Raw genomic sequence first — 17,290 nt, forward strand, 5'->3', positions numbered from 1 at the left:
TGCTGCCTACGTGATCGACGGGGGATGGGGAGGGACCGATGCCCGGAACCGTGCTGCTGCTGGCCGCCGCCCCGGCGGGCAAGAGCTGTCTGGTGGACGCCGCCTCCGTGCTCCCCGTCCTCGCCGCCGTCCCGCCCACGGTGCTGTCCGGCACGGACACGGCGAACGTCGTGGAACTCGCCGACCCCCTGGAACCGCAGGCCGTCCTCACCCGCCTGCGCGCCGCCGCGGCGTCCCCGGCCCCCCTGACCGTCTTCGTCACGGGCCAGCTGCACCTCGACCGCCGCCAGCACCTGCCCCACCTCGCGCTGGCCCGGACGACGCCGTCGACCGTCCGCTACACCGGCTTTCCCTGGCACTGGTTCCGGGAGGAACTGCGCCTGCGCGCACCGGGTTCGACGTCCCTCGTCCTCGACCTGCACGCCGACGCCGAGACCTGGGAGTGGCTGGGCGCCCATCCCCTCGATTCGGGGCGCAACAGCGCGGTCTACGGCCGTATCGCCCCGCCGCCGAGCCGCCGGACGGTTGCGGGACCGGCGTACATGAAGGCCGTGGCGACCCTTCTGCGCAGCGGCCACCGCCCCCCGCTCGACCAGCTGCACCAGCAGGCACTGACCCGGGTCTCCCCCGACGGCGGGGCCGCCACCGACATCCTGCTGACGGCGTACGCCCCACCCCGGATCCCGCCCCGGCTCCGGCCTTCGCCCCAGGCCCCCGTCCAGGCCCAGGCTCCGGCCCCGCTCCTCGTGCCCACGTCCGTGCGGGGCTACGACCCGAACCCCGCCCAGGCCCCGGCACCGGTTTCTGTGCCGCTGCCCGGGGAGATCCCGGCGTACGGTTCCCCGCCCGCTCCGGGTTCTGCGCCGCTCCCCGCACAGGACACGGTCCCGTCGGTGGCGGCGCCCCTCCCGGCTCAGGGCCGGGCCACAGCCTCCCCGCCCCTTCCGCCGCAGAACCCGGCGCCGGGTCCCGCGCAGAGCGCCCAGCCACTGCCTGCGCAGGCCCCGGCTCAGGATTCCCCACCGGTCGCGCCGCAGCCCTCGCCGTCGAGCCCGACTCCGGTCCCTGTGCCGCTCCCCGCCCCGCTGCCACCGCGGGACATCTCGTCGGGTCCGGCGCCGGTCCATGCGCCGGGTTCCGCACAGGGCCCCGAGCGGTCGGCCCCTGCGCCGAGTGCTCCGCCGAGCTCCGAGCAGAGCCCCGCGCAGGGCTCGCCGCCGGTTGCGGCGCTGCTTTCGCCGTCGGCTTCCGCGCCGAGCGCGGCTCCGGTCGCTGTGCCGCCGAGCACCGAGTTCGAGGCCACCCTGGTCCTGCCGCTGCCTGTGCGGAGCCCCGCGGCGAGTGTGCCGCCGCCCCCGGCGCACAGCCCCGCGCCGAGCGACCCCCATGCCACCATCGCCGCCGCCGTGGAGTCCGGTCGGCACGGTGAGGCCGAGGTGTTGGCCGCCCACTATGAGCAGGGCGCGCTGCGGGCCCACGGCCCGGCCTCCGAGGAGGCGCTGCACTGGATCGAGGTGCGCGCCGACCTGGCGATGATGGCGGGGGACCCGGTGCGCAGTTGCCGGGCCTGGCTGATGGTGGCCTCGGCTCGGCTGTCCGCCGGGCAGGCGGCGAACGCGCCCGCGGTGGAGGCCGCGGTCGACCGGGCCCACCACCAGTGGGGCCAGATCAAGGACACCGCCGCGGCCCGTGAACTCGGCCCCGCGCTCGCGGAGTTGCGGGGCCGAGTGCCGGGGCGGCGGCGCGGTGCGCTGGAGAACGTCCTTCGGCAGCTTCAGCAGCTGCAGACGCAGACCTGAGCCCCGACGCGGGCGGTCACCTGGTGAAGACGAAGTACTTCCAGGCGCCGTAGGTCGTCGTGTTCACGTTGTCGCCCGACGTCGGGTCGACGTACGACGAGCGGATCCGGAAGCGGGGGCCGACGGGCGGGGTGCCGTCGAGGGTGACGGAGTCCTTGCCGTAGGTGTCGAGCGCGAAGTACTCGGAGTGCGTGGTGTGCCAGGCTCCGTCGTAGAACCGCTGGACCTGGAGCTGGTACTTGCGGCCCGGGTACCTCGTCATCGCCGTGTTGTGGACGGGGTCCTTGGCCTGGCGGAAGTAGTAGTACTTCTGGTTCCAGGCCGTGGCCGTCTTGTACGAGCCGCTCAGCGAGGTCGAGACGGCCACCCTCGTGTAGACGGAGCTGGTCGTCGTCCGCGCCGCGTACCGGGTGTCGCCGGTGAACCTGGCGCTGACCTTGGCGTCCCGCGTCAGCCGCACGGTCGCCGTCAGGTTCCCCCGCGCGTCGACCGTGCCCTTCTTCACCAGGGCGTTGGGCTTGTCGGAGCCGTAGGGGTCGGCCCAGATCTCCACCGTGCGGTTCCGGTAGGTGGTGCCGAGGTGCGCGGTGAAGGTGACGTCGCTGTTGTAGCCGTACACCTTGGTGTTGTTGTTCAGGGTCAGCGTCGTCGCCGTCCTGGCGACGGTCACCGGGTCGGCGGCCGTCGCACCCGCGTGGCCGGCATCGCCCGCGTACGTGGCGGTGTACGTCACCTTGCCGCCGGCCGGCGGGGTGTCGGTGAAGGCGTACGTGCCGTCCGCCGCGACGGTCGCCGTGCCGAGCGCCTTGCCGGCGGGGGACTCGTCGTCGGTGCGGGTGACCGAGACCTCGGTGTCGGCCGGGAACGCGGCGGTCGAGGTCAGCTTGCCGGTCAGGGTCAGCGCCTTGGCGCGGGTCGCCGTGGCGGGGGCGTCGACCGTGAGGGTGGCGGACGTCTTCGCCGGGTCGTCGTAGACGTGCAGGGCGTAGGCGTCGGTGCCGGTGCGGGACACCGCGAACAGCTTGCTGCTGTCCGGCGCCCAGGCGAGCCCGCGCGCGGTGAGCTGGTCGGAGCCGAACGTGTAGTCCTTCAGCGCGATCGAGGTGCCCGGCTTGAAGACGTGCACGTCGGGCTCGTCGGTGGAGCTGGTGCCCGCCGCGACGTCGCCGTTGGGCGCGATGTCCACCGCGTTCGGGTACGGGTTGGTGACGTACTTGCCGTCCTTGGACAGGTCCGTGAGCTTGTAGACGGCCTGGTAGTACGGGGCACCGCTGGCGGTGACGACGTCCTTGCCGTCGGGTGTGACCGCCAGGTCCGTCAGGTTGCCGCCGCCCGTGGAACCGGGGTCGAAGGCGTACGCCGTCTGGCTCGGCGTGCCCGAGGAGACGTCGTAGACCGCGAGGACGACGGGGCTCTGGCCGGGGGCGCCCGCGACGAGCGTGCCCGGGGCGCCGGCGGAGGCGTCCAGGATCGGGGCCGAGTACCAGGCGTTGACGGGGGCCTGGTTCAGGGCGACGACCGGGTCGGTGCCGCTCAGGTCCAGCGAGCCGATGTTGCCCTCGGCGGCGCCGCCGTAGCCGAACCAGATCTTGCCGCCGGTCGCGGCGAGGTACTGCGGGTCGGCGGTCCCGGTGGAATACCGGTGGGCCTCGGTCGCCGTCGCCGTGTCGATGGCCACGATCGCGTCGGCGTCACCCACAGCCGCGTACACGGTCCCCGAGTCGGGCGACAGCTCCAGGCCGAGGACGCCGGGCAGTGAGCCGACGGTGCCGACGACCGCGCCGGCGTAGTTCGTGACGACGACCTGTCCGGCGGTCGGGTCGCTGATGAAGACCCGCTGGTGGACCCCGTCGACGACGATGTCGCCGGTCGAACGCAGGGACAGGGACGTGCTGGAGTCGGCGGCCGCCGACCCGGCGCCGGCCGCGACGAGGGCGACCGAGCTGAAGAGGACCGCGAGTGCTGTCGCGGCAGGGAGAGTGCGTCTGCGCACGGTTTTTCGAACCCCCCGGAACGAAAAAGAAATGGGGGCGGACGCGGCAGAAGCGGACACGCGTCTCGCCGTAAGTGATCGAAGGCTAGGTCATGGCACTGACAGCCGGGTGAAGTGGCACGTAAGAGGGGAGTGAGAACAGCGGGCGGGAGAACCGCGGGCGTGAGAACAGGGGAGAGCCCCCGGCGGGACTGGGGGGAGTGTCCCCGCCGGGGGCGGCTGTGGGGCCGGGTTCAGCTGCTCCAGGCGTTGAACTGGATGCCGGACGGCTTCGCCTCGTTCAGGTCCTTCCGGAAGTGGTCGTCCTTGTCCTGGAGGGGGAAGTTGGCCTTGCCCCACGAGGACCCCTCAAGGGCGTTCCACGCGCTGCGGTAGCTGCTCCACAGGATGTCGTAGGGGGCCAGGGCCGGACGGTCCCAGTCACCGTTCCCCCGCGCCACCGCCCGCTCGCCGGCCTTGGCGAAGCGGAAGGAGTGCGTCAGGCCGCCGTCCTTGTGGTAGACGACCTTGAAGCGCTTGCCCACACGCTCCACGTCGTTGAACCGCTTGGTGGTGTAGTTGCCGTGCGCGGAGACGGACACGTAGCTGGGCCACTGGTCCTTGCCGTGGTACCAGACCACGGCGGACTCCCACTCGTGGCGGTGCCCGCCGACGATGTTGCCGGCCGCGTTCTGGTCCTTCTCGAAGTACAGGGTGTAGATGATGCCGCACCAGCCGGAGCTCTTGTCGCACTTGGACCGCGAGTAGGTGTTGGCCTGGCCGAGGTGGTTGGTGCGGCAGCCGCCGGTGATCGATCCGGTGTCCTGGAGACCGCCGTTCAGTCTCCCGTTCGACTCGACGGCGGCAGCGGGGAGGCAACTGTCGGAGTCGTAGTCGAAGAGAGGCTGGAACATCTCCTGCGTCGGTGCCTTCTCCCACACCTTGTCGATGCTGATCGGGTTCAGAATCGCGGCGTTGGCGCTGCCGGTCAGGGCGATGGTCACGGCGGCGGCGCTGCCGACGACGATCGCGGCCCTGCCCAGGCGGGGGATCTTCCTGGTCCTGACTGCCTGCGACATACGGGTCTCCTCCAGGGCTCGGTCTGCCGGGATTCCGGCGTGGCGAGACCGAGACTGGGGAGCCGGGAGTTGATCGGCAGCCCTGTCCGATCAGGGCAATCAATCGAGCTGGTTGTCCGGCGGCACTGTTCTCCTGGCCGCCATCACCCGCTCCTGACCCGTCGTGCGCCCTTCACCTCGCGTTCTTGTGGTCGTCGGGGCGCAGCCGACCCCCGCGGCCTTTCTGGAACCGGAACGTTGATTGCCCCATCTCCTTTGTCAGGACAATCAAAATTTCATGATCAGTGGTGATTTGTTTCGTCAGCTGCGTCAGCGGCGTGCGCCTCCCCGGCCTCGTCAGCTGTCTGGAGGTACGTGCGCATGGGTCGTCCCGAAAGACCCCTGGACCCCGCGGCCGGTCCCATAGCCCGGCTCGCCCAGGAGCTCCGCGAGGTGCGCAGGGCCTCTGGCAGCCCCTCGTACCGGCGCATGGCCGAGGTGGCCGGGTTCTCCGCGACAACGCTGTCGCAGGCCGCGGCCGGCGAACGGCTGCCGTCGCTCGCCGTCGTCCGCGGATACGTCAGGGCCTGCGACGGCGACCCCGCGGTGGGAGCTCCGCTGGAAGGAGGCGGAGGCGGAGGCCGCCGAGGCGGTGCGCGAGGAGTCGGCGGACACCGCACCCCCGTACCGGGGCCTGGCGCGCTTCGAGCCCGACGACCGGCACCTGTTCTTCGGCCGGGAACGGATGGTCGAGGAGCTGAACCGGCTGATGCGCGACCACCGGTTCGCGGTGCTCTTCGGCGCGTCCGGCAGCGGTAAGTCCTCCCTGCTGCGCGCGGGGCTGATCCCCGCCCTGCGCGAGGAGATCGCCCGGTGCGGCAGCCCGGCGGTGCTGCGGGTCCTCACCCCGGGCGAGCGGCCCGCGCAGTCGTACGGGCACCTGCTGGCCCCCGCCGAGGGCGAGCCCGAGAGCTGGGTCGTGATCGACCAGTTCGAGGAGGCCTTCACCCTGTGCCACGACCCCGAGGAGCGGGCCCGCTTCGTCGACCTGCTGCTCGCCGCCCGGGATCCCGCCGCCCGGCTGCGCGTCCTGATCACCGTTCGGGCCGATTTCTACGCCCGCTGCTCCGAGCACCGGGGCCTGGCCGACGCGCTGTCGGGGGCAGGGCTGCTGCTCGGGCCGATGACGGCCGACGAACTGCGTGACGCGGTGACCAAGCCCGCGCAGGCCGCCGGGCTGCTGGTGGAACGGGAGCTGACCGCACGGATCGTCGAGGAGGTCGTCGGCCGGCCCGGCGGACTGCCGATGCTCTCGCACGTGCTGCTGGAGACCTGGCGGCGGCGCAAGGGCCGGGTGCTCTCCCTGGCGACGTACCAGGCGGCCGGCGGGGTGCGCGGCGCCATCGCGGCGACGGCGGAGGAGGTGTACGAGGAGCTGACCGAGGACCAGGCGCGGATCGCCCGGCAGCTGCTGCTGCGGCTGGTCGAGCCCGGCCGGGGCACCCCCGACACCCGGCGCCCGCTGACCCGCGCCGACCTGGCCGAGTGGACCGATCCGGCGGTGGGGCAGGTGGTCGAGCGGCTGGCGCGCGCCTGTCTGCTCACCACCGACGGGGACGGCGTCCAGCTTGCCCACGAGGCTCTGATCACCTGCTGGCCACGCCTGTCCGGCTGGCTGGAGCAGGACCGCGAACGGCTGCGCGACCACCGCCGTCTGACCGAGGCCGCCCACGCCTGGCTGGAGCACGACCGCGACCCCGGCGGGCTGTACCGGGGCAGCAGGCTGGCGCGGGCCGAGGAACTGTTCGGGGACGACGGCACGCTCACCCGGTCGGAGCGGGCGTTCCTCCTCGCCGCGCTGGAGGCCCGGGAGGCCGAGCGGCAGACGGCCACGCGGACCGCCCGCAGGTCCCGGGTGCTGGTCTGCGCCCTGTCCGCCGTCCTGGTGGTGGCGCTGGTGGTGAGCCTCGCGGCATGGCACCAGCACCGCGACTACGAGCGGCAGCGCACCGACACCGCCGCCCGCCGGATCGCGGCCGTCGCCGACTCCCTGCGCACCACCGACCCGCGCGCCGCCATGCTGCTGGGCGTCGCCGCCTGGCGGGTCTCCCCGCTCCCCGAGTCCCGCCGGGCCCTGCTCGGCGCCCTCGCCCAGCCCGAACAGGACACCTTCTCCGACCCCGCCCCCGGCGAGACGCCGCGTCGTTTCCTCACCGCCTCCGGCCGTGTCCTGCTCAGCGTCGAGGGCCGCACCTGGCGGACGTACGACGTGGCCACGCACCGCCGCACCGGCTCGGGCCGGCTGCCGGTCGTCGGCGACCAGGTCGTCGCGGTCTCCCCCGACGGGAAGGTGATCGCGCTGTCCGGCCGGGACGGCATCCGGCTGTGGGACACGGCCACGGGGCGCTGGACCGGCGGCGGACCGTGGTCCGCGTTCTCGGACGTCGAGGTCGGCGACCACGCCTACCTGGTGACCGGCAGCGAGGACGAACGGGCGCGCGTCCGCTCCCGCACCGACGGGGCGATCCTCTTCGAGAGCCCGCGGGCGGCCGGTCGCGCGGACATGGCCCTCGACGCCCGCACGGTCGCCCTCTGCCCCGCGGAAGGCCAGGGCGCCACACCCCAGGTGTGGGACGTCGGCAGCCACCGGAAGCTGCCCGGCGCGTGGACGCGGGACAAGGATGCCTGCGCCGACGACGACTTCTCGCCGGCCATGGGCGACGGCGGGCGGCTGGCCGCCGCCTCCCCGGCCGGCCTCCGCGTCTGGGACACCGGCTCCGGGAAGCTGCTCGCCGACCTCACCGCCCCGGCCGTCGAGTACACCGCCTTCAGCGGGGACGGGAAGTACCTGGCGGCGGTCGACAGCACGGAGATCAAGGTGTGGCGGCTGTCGTCCCCCGACGCCCCGGTCTTCCGGCACTCCCTCAACAACCAGTACGTGTACGGCGGCCTCGCCTGGGTCCCCGGCCACCCCGTCCTGCGCTACCTGGAGGGCGGCACGGTCCACTCCCTCGACGTGTCGGCGGCGGTGACGTCGGCCTGGCACGACGACGGCCTGTCCGGCGTCCGGCTCGCCCCGGACGGCCGCACCCTCGCCACCGCCGAGCGCACGGGCACCGGCTACCGCTTCCGGTTGCGCGACACCGGCGACGGCCGCGTCCCGCGCACCCTGCCGTCGCCGCCCGCCCCCGTCGCCCGCGCCGGCACGGACCCGGTCGTCCCCGGCGACACCCTGGCGCTGGCGGCGTTCAGCCCGGACGGCGCCCTGTTCGCGTACGGCGTCTCGGCGCCGGGCCGGGAGGCCGCCCCGCAACGGATCACGATCTGGGACGTACGGCACGCCAGGGTCCGCGACACCCTGGACCTGGCCGGCTCCGGCTCGACCGGGCCGGTGATCGGCCTCGCCCTGGGCTCCGGCGGCCGCACCCTGTACGCCGCGCGTACGCCAGCGGTCGGTGACGTGGAGAACGAGGTCTGGGACACGGCGAGCCACCGCCGCCGCTCGGTGCTGACCGGCCTGAACAGCGTCCACCTGGCGGTCCGGCCCGACGGCGGCCTGCTGGTCGGCGACAACCGCGCCGCCCGCCTTCCCGAGGGGCCGGCGGTCGGCAGGGACCTGGTCCAGGGCGAGCAGATCGGCGCCGTCGCCTTCAGCGGGGACGGTTCACGGCTGGCGGTGGGCGACGGGACCGGCCGGGTCGCGCTGTGGGACGGTGAGCTGCGGCGCAGGGCCGGGGTGCTGCGGAACGTCTTCCCGGCCCGGCTCGGAGACACCCCTGAGGGCGTCGGCGCGCTGGCGTTGAGCCCCGACGGCCGCACGCTCGCCGTGGGCGGCGGCTCGGGCACGCTCCAGCTGTGGGACGTGGCCACCCAGCAGCCGCTCGGCGGGCCGTTGCCGACGGCGGGCGGGGAGATCGTCTCGGTGGCGTTCAGCGAGGACAGCGGCACGGTGTACGCGGCCGGGACCCATGTGCCGCTCCAGCGGTACGTCATCGACCCGGACCGGGTGGTCGAGCGGGTGTGCGCCCGGGCGGGTGGCGGTCAGCTGACGCGGGCGCAGTGGGAGACGTACGTGCCGGATGCCCCGTACCGGAAGGTGTGCGCGCGCTGAGGGGCCCCGACCCGGTTGGGCCCCGACCCGGCGGATCGCCCGGTTGATCGCCCTGATGAGAGGGGCTGTTGATCAATTCCGGCCCCTGTCACCCTCGATCGGGCCCTGGCGTGGGCAACCTCCTCCGCTCGCGTCACGGTCCGCCGCGTCTTGGTGGAACCTTTGCTCCCGGGTGGGCGTTGATCCGGTTGAGCGTGCACGATCGGGTCGCGAGTGATGACCCGGATGACCCGACGAATACCGAGGTGACGTCAATGGCACTGTTCGACCGGCTCAAGGACCAGGCCAAGCAACTCCAGCAGCAGGTCCAGGGCGGCGGCCACGGCACGACCGGCGGCCAGGGCGGTCACGGCAGCCACGGCGGCGCGGCGGCCGGCGGTTCGCACGGCGGCTCGCGGGGCGGTTCGAAGGCCCAGCTGGTGGGCCTGGTGAAGACCCAGCTCGGCTCCCTGAAGACGGAGCTGAAGTCCGGCGCGTACCGGGACGCCAGCATGGCGATGTGCGCCCTGGTCGCGGCGGCGGACGGCCATGTGGACCCGTCCGAGCGGCAGCAGATGGAGTCGATGATCCTCAGCAACGATGTGCTGCAGAACTTCCCGCCGGACCAGCTGCGCCAGCGTTTCAACCGCCATGTGGACCAGCTCACGCGCAACTTCCCGCAGGGCAAGACCGAGGCCATGCAGGAGATCGCCAAGGCCGCGAAGAAGCCCACCGAGGCCCGCGCGGTCATCCAGACCGGCATCGTCATCGCCGGCGCCGACGGCTACTTCTCCCAGGCGGAGCAGGCGGTCCTCAAGGAGGCCTGCGCGGCCCTGGGCGTCTCCCCGGCGGAGTTCCAGCTCTGACGACGACCTGACAGCCGCAGCGGCGTCTGCGGCGCGCGCACCGCGAGACCTCGGGTTTGACGTGCAACCTCTCCCTGAAGGGAGAGGATTCTGGCCTTCCGATCCGGAGTCTGCGCCGCTACGCGGCGCGGGCTCCGGCATGGATTCCTTGGCTTCCTGCTTCTTCGCACCCCGCCATGACCTTCGGCCATGGTCTTCCGGGCGCTCCACAGGCATGCACCGCTCGTCCAGCGGCGTTCTTCACGTTCACTGCGGCGTTCACGTCACGGTCCAGGTGCGTGCCGCAGGCCGGGCAGTCCCACTCCCTGACGTGGAGGGGTTTGGGTCCGTCCACATGGCCGCAGACCGAGCAGCGGCGGGTGGTCGGCTCGAACCGGCCGATCTTCACAAACGCCCGGCCGTACCGCTCGCACTTGTAACGGAGCATGTCGACGAACGCCGACCAGCCCGCGTCGTGCACGCTCTTGGCCAGCCGTGTACGCGCCATCCCGGACACCGCCAGGTCCTCCACCGCGACCGCTTGGTTCTCGCGGACGATCCGGGTGGACATCTGGTGCTGGAATTCACGGCGCGCGTCGGCGACCTTCGCGTGGGCACGGGCGACCTTCAGGCGGGCCTTGGCCCGGTTCTTCGATCCCTTCTGCTTGCGGGACAGTTCGCGCTGGGCGCGCTTGAGCTGCTTCTCCGCCCGGCGCAGGAACTTCGGTGAGGAGATCTTCGTGCCGTCGGAGAGGACCGCGAAGTGCTTGAGGCCGAGGTCGATGCCGACGGCGGGCAGGCCCTCGGTATCCGGAGCGGCGCGCGGGTCGGTGGTGGGGCCGGTCTCGATCACAAAGCTCGCGAAGTACCGCCCGGCCGCATCCCTGATCACGGTGACGCTGGAAGGGGTGGAGGGCAGGGTGCGTGACCAGCGCACTGGTACCTCACCCACGCCCGGCAGGGCGAGACGTCCCTTGTCGGTGATCTTCCATCGGGCGTTCTTGGTGAAGCGGATGGACTGCCGGTTGTCTTTGCGGGACTTGAAGGCCGGCGGCCCGATCTTCGGTCCCTTGCGTTCGCCCTTCAGGCTGGCGAAGAACGCACTGTAGGCGGCGCCCACATCGCGCAGGGACTGCTGCAGTACGACGGCGGAGACCTCGCCCAGCCAGGCCCGCTGAGGCGTCCGTTTCGCCCGCGTGATCAGCGTGACCGACAGCTCGGCCATCGAGGGGGCCTTGCGCCCTTCGGCGCGGGCCGCCTCACGCGCGGTGATCGCGTCGTTGTACACCACCCGCGCGCACCCGAACGCCTGGGCCAGCGCGGTGCGCTGCCCCGGCGTGGGGGTGAGGCGGAAGGAGTACCTGAGCTGCATGACTGCCACGATGAATACTTGGGTTATGGCCGAGATACAAAGATCAGAACTGGCAGGCACTGCGCTTTCGTGATGCATGTTCACTTGGTTTTCGTGACCAAGTTCCGGCACCAGGTGTTCACCGATGCCCATCTGGTGCGGATGGAGGAGATCATGCGGTCGGTGTGCGCGGACTTCGAGTCCGAGCTGGTGGAGTTCAACGGTGCGGACAACCACGTCCACCTCCTGGTGAACTTCCCGCCCAAGGTCGCCGTCACCAAACTGGTCAACTCGCTCAAGGGAGTCTCCTCCCGCCGTCTGCGCCAGGAGTTTCCGGACCTGGTACGCCACTACTGGCGGGCCAACAAACTGTGGTCGGGGTCCTACTTCGCCGGGACCGTGGGCGGTGCCCCGCTCAGCATCGTCAAGCAGTACATCGAACAGCAGAACCGGCCCGTGTGAGCATCGTTCCGGCTCCGCCGGAACCCGGCTTTCACCGCACTCCGCGGCCGAGCGGGACCGACACGATCAGATTCGCTTCACCACCGGGGTAAACCCCGGTGCACTGCGAATGAATCCCGGTAGCGCTCGGTGGTGCTGCTGATTTCCTGCACGGCTACCTCGCAACAGCTACCTCGCAACAGCCATGCGTCGACCACGTGTGATACGCGGTTCAACTTAGGAGCTGTCGGACTCGAACGACAAGAGCTCAGGGGGAGTTGGGGCAGCGGGGGAGTTGGCTGAGTGATGTCCGGGCGTGCTGATCCCTGGACGGTCGGGCGGCGGGCGCACCAGTCGCGGGCCGACCGCGAGCTGACGCGGAGGCAGTTGGCGGAACCGGCGTACACGCCGCTCACATCTCCGGCCTGGAGGCGGGAAGCCGGCCACAGCACTTCCCGAGCCGAACCCAAGGCTGCGCACAGGTCCCACCGGCTAACCTGCGCGGGGGTATTCGGACGGGTTCGAACAGGTGGGACAGGCGCGTGCAGAACCAGCGGACCGTGGCCGACGGGCTGCGCGTCGTCATACGCGCGCTCGTGTACGCCGTACTCGGCGGCGCCGCGCTCCTCGCCATCGCCACGGTCCTCTCGGTCCTCGGGCCGATGCTCGCCCTCGACCTCTACACCCCGCCCGTCGCCGCCTGGTGGACCGTCTTCACGGCGATCGCCGTGCAGGGCGTGCCCTTCCTGCTGCTCGGCACCATCGTCTCGGCGGCGATCGGCGCGTTCGTACCGGAGAAGGTCTTCAGCCGGCTGCTGCCCCGCAACCAGGCGCTCGCGGTACCCGTCGCCGGGGCGGCCGGTGTCGTCCTGCCCGGATGCGAGTGCGCGTCCGTGCCGGTCGCCGGGAGCCTGATGCGGCGCGGCGTCGCCCCGGCGGCCGCCCTCGCGTTCCTCCTCTCCGCCCCCGCCATCAACCCGGTCGTCCTGGTGGCCACGTCCGTCGCCTTCCCGGGGCAGCCGAAGATGGTCCTCGCCCGGCTCGTCGCCTCGCTGGCCACGGCGGTGGTGATGGGCTGGCTGTGGGCCCGGTTCGGCCGCGAGAAGTGGCTGCGCCCACCCGAGCGGCACACCGGCCCGGCCGCCACCGGCCTGCGCGCCTTCACGGCCGGCCTCCAGCACGACTTCCTGCACGCGGGCGGCTTCCTCGTGCTCGGCGCGGCGGCCGCGGCGACCTTCAACATCGCGGTCCCGCGCTCGGTCCTGGACCTCTTCACCGGCTCCCCCTGGATGTCGGTACTGCTGCTGGCCCTCCTCGCGGTCGTCCTGTGCGTGTGCAGCGAGGCGGACGCGTTCGTCGCCGCCTCCCTGAGCGGCTTCTCGCCGACCGCACGGCTGGCGTTCATGGTGGTCGGCCCGATGGTGGACCTGAAGCTGATCGCCCTCCAGGCGGGGACGTTCGGGCGGTCCTTCGCCGTGCGGTTCTCGTCCGTGACCTGGGTGGTCGCCGTGCTGAGCAGCGTGCTCGTCGGGTGGTGGCTGCTGTGAGGCGGTACGGGCCGGCGGTACTGCTGCTCCTGACGGGCGCGGCGATCCTGCGGATCTCGCTCTTCAGCGAGCTGTACCTGCGGTATGTGCAGGCGGGACTACGGCCGTACCTGGTCGTGTCCGGGTTCCTGCTGGTGCTGCTGGCGGTGGCCGCGGCGGTCGTCGGGCGACCGGAACAGGAACCGTACGCCGAGCAGGGCCAGGACACAGAGCACGGCGAACACGCCCGCCGCGATCAGCAACGCGAGCACGGCGAGCACGGCGAGCACGCAGAGCACGACGACGATCCCCACACCCACGATCAGCACGGCGGTCACCATAGCCCCCGCGTCGCCTGGCTCCTCACCCTCCCCGCCCTCGCCCTCCTCCTCTTCCCGCCCCCGGCCCTCGGCTCCTACAGCGCCGAGCGCGAGGCGGCGCAGCGCGCGGCGCAGGGGATCGGGCACTTCCCCGCGCTGCCGGCCGGGAACCCGGTGGAGCTGACGCTGGCGCAGTTCAGTTCCCGGGCGATCTACGACAGCGGACGCTCCCTTTCGGGACGTACGGTCCGGCTGACCGGCTTCGTCACCCGCGACGACGACGGCACCTGGTACGTCAACCGCCTCATCGTCGCCTGCTGCGCCGCCGACGCCACCACCAGCAAGGTCGAGATCCGGGACGCGGACGCGCCGCCCGCCGACGCCTGGGTCACCGTCACCGGCACCTGGCGCCCCAAGGGCGAACTCGGCACGGACGGGGCCTGGCCGCCGGTGCTGGACGCCGCCGCGGTACGGCGGATCACGCAGCCGGCCAACCCGTACGAGGCGCTCCGCTAGGAGGGCCGGGACCACCGGGCCGGGGTTTTGCGGTGTGGGTTGCGGGTAGTCGGGCGTCGTCCGTGGGCGAGCGATTGAGAGGACCGTCGGACCCCGGAACCAGCAGGCCGCGCCCGGAACGAGGAGGCAGCCGTGCGGCCCAGAGACGATCCACCTGGTGAGCGTGAGCACGGGCGGGAGCGAGCCGCGGACGCCATCGCCGAAGGCGTACGCGGTGTCGGGCCCGGCGAGATCCCGGCGCGGCTGTGCGATGTCGCCGTGGAGCTGCTGCCCGTGACCGGCGCGAGTGTGTCGCTGCACAGTGACGGCATGCCCGTACAGCTGGGCGCGAGCAGTGCGCGGGCCGCGTATGTGACCGAGATCCAGGCCACCTTGGGCGACGGGCCCTGTCAGTCCGCCGCGGAGAGCGGCGCGCCCGTGCTCGCCTGTGACCTGACGGCGGGCCAGGACGTACTGCGCTGGCCGGTCTTCGCTCAGCAGGCCACGGCGGTCGGCGTGCGGGCGGTGTACTCGCTGCCGCTCGGCAACGACACGATGTGCGTGGGCACGCTCGACCTCTACCGCGACACCCCCGGCGACCTCACGGACCCGGACCTGCGCACGGCGCGGGTGGTGGCCGGGATGATGACCGTGGCGCTGATGGCACTGCCGCGGGTGGAGGAGGCGGGCGAGCCGGGGGACGAACGCTGGCTGAGCGGCCTCGCCGTCGACCAGGACCAGGTCTACCAGGCCACCGGCATGATCATGGCCCAGCTGGGCGTCGGCACGGACGAGGCGCTGGCCCGGCTGCGGGCCCACGCGTTCGCGAACGCGCGAACGGCGGTGGCCGTGGCGCGGGACGTGGTGGAGCACCGGTTGCGGTTCGACGTGGACTAGCGGCGTCTAGGATCGCCGACCATGGATATAGCCGTTCTCTTCGTCGTGCTCGCCGCCTTCTGGGGCATCGTCACCCTCCTGGGCCGGATTTCCCAGGCGGATCAGCGAGTTGCCCGTGTCGAGCGCAAACTCGACCTCGTTCTCGACCACTTGGGGTTGAACGGCGCGGACCCGCGCATGGGCGAGGTCGTGTCGCTCGTGCGGACCGGCAAGAAGATCCAGGCCATCAAGGTCTACCGGGAGATCACCGGGGCTGGCCTGAAGGACGCCAAGGAGGCGGTGGAGCGGCTGGGCTAGCCGCCGCTGCTCCACATGCTCCGAACCCCGCGCCCCGGAAGGGGCGCGGGGAGCTGCGCGAGCGAACGGAACGTACCGGCTCCTTACGAAAGAGGGGCCAGCGGGACGGGCAGACCGGCCTGGTCCGTCACCAGGCCCAGGTTGAAGTAGCTCTTGAACTTGTTGCTGTACGCGGAGTTGGGGACGATCTGGTCGAGCACCAGGCCCGTCCTGCCGTCCGGAGTGAGACCCCGTGCGGTCATCTCGTACGCGACGGGTACCGTGCGCGCTCCCGAGTATTTCGGCGTGATCTGGTACCACACCACCTGACCGGCGTCGACGGCGTTCTTGACCTGGGTCTCGAAGGTCAGCATGTGCTGCGGGAGCCCCGGGTCGGTGCCGGCCTGCCTCTGGGCGTTGGCCGCACGGGTGCAGGTCGACAGGTTCTTCAGGTCGAGACCGCTGCCGTTGAGCTGGCTGCCCAGCAGATGGCAGTTGTTGATCCAGTACCCGAGCGGGAAGTTGCCGTGGTACGCCATGGCGCGGCGCGCCCAGAAGTAACCCGGGGGCTTCACCTCCTTGGCGTCCGAACCCAGCCCCTCCGCCAGGTAGGCCGTGTCCAGGCAGGCCGTCCTGCCGGTCGACCGGTCACCGTTGGCCGGGTCGGTGGCACCCGGGTCCTGCCAGCCCCTGCCGTCCCTGCGGCAGTCGAACATCGGTGGCTTGTAGTCGCGCTCCTGCGGCTTCTCCTTGACCTTGTCCAGGATCTTGCGGGCCTCATTGACGGTGTTGCGGGCCCTGGCCGTGTCCTTGGAGTAGTGGGGCAGCTTCTTGACGGCCGTCTTCACCGCGCCGCCCACCTTGTCCGCCTTGGTGACGGCGCGGATCACGCCGACCGGCTTCACCGCGGAGGACAGACAGGCGAAGAGGCTGCTCACGTCCACGTCGAACGACGTGGCGGCGGAGAGACACTGCTCGACGTCATTGACGCCGATGACGTCGAGCAGGACACCGAGTCCCTGGTCCTTGAGCCATCCGCTGAGCGACATCCGCTCAAGGTCCCTGGCCCTGCGGAACTCGTCGACGTACTCCTGCCCGCGCTCCTGGAGCAGTGTCCGCTCGTCCTTCAGCTCCTGGAGTTCGGACGACGGGCCGCCGATGTACTTCCAGGGCTCGCCGTCGTCCCCGCTCTGGAAGAACGCCCCGCGGTCCGGCGAGAGCCCGATCGCGTGCTTGTCGTTGACGGCGAAGACGGCGCCGGCCGAGCCCGCGGCGAGCCACCGCTCGGGCTCGCCGTCGTACTTGTGGATCGAGCCGTCCGCCGGACTGGTGGCGTAGAGGCCCGCGCCGCCCGCGTAGAGATCCAGGGCCGGGCCGCCGATCCTCTCCCAGGCGGTACGGTCGTGCTTGTCCTGCTTCCAGCGGAAGACGGCGCCGCCGTCCGGCGAAACCCCGTACAGGTCGTCGTTGTCCACGGCGAACGTGGAGCCGGGGCCGCCGATGCGCTCCCACTCGCCGGGCTCTCCGCGGTACCTGTGGATCGAGCCGTCGACCGGGCTGGTGGCGAAGAGGCCCGGGCCGCCCAGGAACAGGCGCTTCGCCGAGTCGCCGATCCGTTCCCAGTCGCCGCTCTTCTTCGACCACTTGAAGACTCCGCTGTGGTCGGCGGCCGTGCGGTAGACGTCGTCGCCGTGCACCACGAGGTCCGCCGACGGGTCTCCCACCCGCGTCCAGGCGTCGGGCTCTCCCCCGTACCTGAATACCTCGCGCGTCTGCGGGTTGATCGCGAAGAGGCCCGCCCGGCCCGCCCGGATGGAGTCGGCGGGGCCGCCGATCCTGGTCCAGTCGGTACCGTCGCCCTCCCGCTCCCACACGCTGCCGTGGTCGGCGGCGAGGGCGTATACGGCCCCCTTGCCGGTCACGGCGAGCTCCGCGCCGTATCCCAGGTCGGAGTCGGGCGCGGGGTCGGTCTCCGGGTCGGACTCGGAGCCGGCGACGGGGTCAGTGGCGACGGGGTCAGTGGCGGAGGCCGCGGGCTGTGTCACGCGGGCCTGCCCCATCGCCCGTCCGCCCGGCTCCCCGGGGTCGGCGCTCGCGGGGACCGCCGTCAGCAGGCTCGCGGCGACTGCTGTGGATACGAGCAGGGCCATGCGGTGGTTGATTCTGGACATGACTGGTCACGTCTCCTCTCGGAGGGGTTCGGAGGTGCGGGATGCGGGG

Annotated in this window: 12 protein-coding genes and 1 pseudogene; 9 read left to right on the plus strand and 4 right to left on the minus strand. The window is 71.9% G+C overall.

Annotated features, from left to right (window positions below):
• Positions 1-38 precede the first annotated feature (38 nt).
• Positions 39-1,799, plus strand: a complete 1,761-nt coding sequence (locus ACFU95_RS34130) for a hypothetical protein (protein WP_383835854.1) — start codon at positions 39-41, stop codon at positions 1,797-1,799.
• A 16-nt stretch (positions 1,800-1,815) separates the two neighbouring features.
• Here the strand turns inward: ACFU95_RS34130 and ACFU95_RS34135 are convergent, their stop codons facing one another.
• Both ACFU95_RS34135 and ACFU95_RS34140 read right to left on the minus strand, forming a co-directional pair.
• Complete coding sequence (locus tag ACFU95_RS34135) at positions 1,816-3,792, minus strand: Ig-like domain repeat protein (RefSeq protein WP_383835857.1); 1,977 nt, start codon at positions 3,790-3,792, stop codon at positions 1,816-1,818.
• 233 nt (positions 3,793-4,025) lie between these two features.
• Positions 4,026-4,850 (minus strand): NPP1 family protein, encoded by an 825-nt coding sequence (locus ACFU95_RS34140; RefSeq protein ID WP_383835860.1) that lies wholly within the window; start codon positions 4,848-4,850, stop codon positions 4,026-4,028.
• A 468-nt stretch (positions 4,851-5,318) separates the two neighbouring features.
• On the opposite strand from ACFU95_RS34140, the pseudogene ACFU95_RS34145 reads away from it, so the two are divergent.
• The 3 genes and pseudogenes from ACFU95_RS34145 to ACFU95_RS34155 all read left to right on the plus strand — a co-directional run.
• Positions 5,319-5,375 (plus strand): annotated as a pseudogene (locus ACFU95_RS34145) (hypothetical protein); the annotation flags it as partial.
• 106 nt (positions 5,376-5,481) lie between these two features.
• Complete coding sequence (locus tag ACFU95_RS34150; protein ID WP_383835864.1) at positions 5,482-8,940, plus strand: hypothetical protein; 3,459 nt, start codon at positions 5,482-5,484, stop codon at positions 8,938-8,940.
• 254 nt (positions 8,941-9,194) lie between these two features.
• The gene (locus ACFU95_RS34155) at positions 9,195-9,785 is read left to right on the plus strand and encodes a tellurite resistance TerB family protein (protein WP_383835867.1); all 591 of its coding nucleotides are present in this window, start codon (positions 9,195-9,197) and stop codon (positions 9,783-9,785) included.
• Between the two features lie 118 nt (positions 9,786-9,903).
• Here the strand turns inward: ACFU95_RS34155 and ACFU95_RS34160 are convergent, their stop codons facing one another.
• Positions 9,904-11,136: an RNA-guided endonuclease InsQ/TnpB family protein gene (locus tag ACFU95_RS34160; protein ID WP_383835870.1), complete on the minus strand. Its 1,233-nt coding sequence runs from the start codon at positions 11,134-11,136 to the stop codon at positions 9,904-9,906.
• 18 nt (positions 11,137-11,154) lie between these two features.
• Here ACFU95_RS34160 and tnpA point away from each other — a divergent pair, with 18 nt between their 5' ends.
• From tnpA to ACFU95_RS34185, 5 genes are all read left to right on the plus strand, one after another.
• Positions 11,155-11,577, plus strand: coding sequence for an IS200/IS605 family transposase (gene tnpA, locus ACFU95_RS34165; protein ID WP_383835873.1), 423 nt, complete (start codon positions 11,155-11,157; stop codon positions 11,575-11,577).
• Positions 11,578-12,098: 521 nt separating this feature from the next.
• Positions 12,099-13,103, plus strand: coding sequence for a permease (locus ACFU95_RS34170; protein ID WP_383835876.1), 1,005 nt, complete (start codon positions 12,099-12,101; stop codon positions 13,101-13,103).
• Positions 13,100-13,918, plus strand: a complete 819-nt coding sequence (locus ACFU95_RS34175; protein WP_383835879.1) for a TIGR03943 family putative permease subunit — start codon at positions 13,100-13,102, stop codon at positions 13,916-13,918. Before ACFU95_RS34170 ends, ACFU95_RS34175 begins: the two co-directional genes overlap by 4 nt.
• Positions 13,919-14,050: 132 nt before the next feature.
• Complete coding sequence (locus ACFU95_RS34180; RefSeq protein ID WP_383835882.1) at positions 14,051-14,794, plus strand: GAF and ANTAR domain-containing protein; 744 nt, start codon at positions 14,051-14,053, stop codon at positions 14,792-14,794.
• Positions 14,795-14,815: 21 nt separating this feature from the next.
• Positions 14,816-15,091, plus strand: coding sequence for a ribosomal protein L7/L12 (locus tag ACFU95_RS34185; protein ID WP_383835885.1), 276 nt, complete (start codon positions 14,816-14,818; stop codon positions 15,089-15,091).
• Positions 15,092-15,174: 83 nt separating this feature from the next.
• On the opposite strand, the gene ACFU95_RS34190 is transcribed toward ACFU95_RS34185, so the two are convergent.
• Complete coding sequence (locus tag ACFU95_RS34190) at positions 15,175-17,241, minus strand: DNA/RNA non-specific endonuclease (protein WP_383835888.1); 2,067 nt, start codon at positions 17,239-17,241, stop codon at positions 15,175-15,177.
• Positions 17,242-17,290: the final 49 nt, after the last annotated feature.

The sequence above is a fragment of the Streptomyces sp. NPDC057623 genome, assembly GCF_042800355.1.
GTDB lineage: Bacteria > Actinomycetota > Actinomycetes > Streptomycetales > Streptomycetaceae > Streptomyces.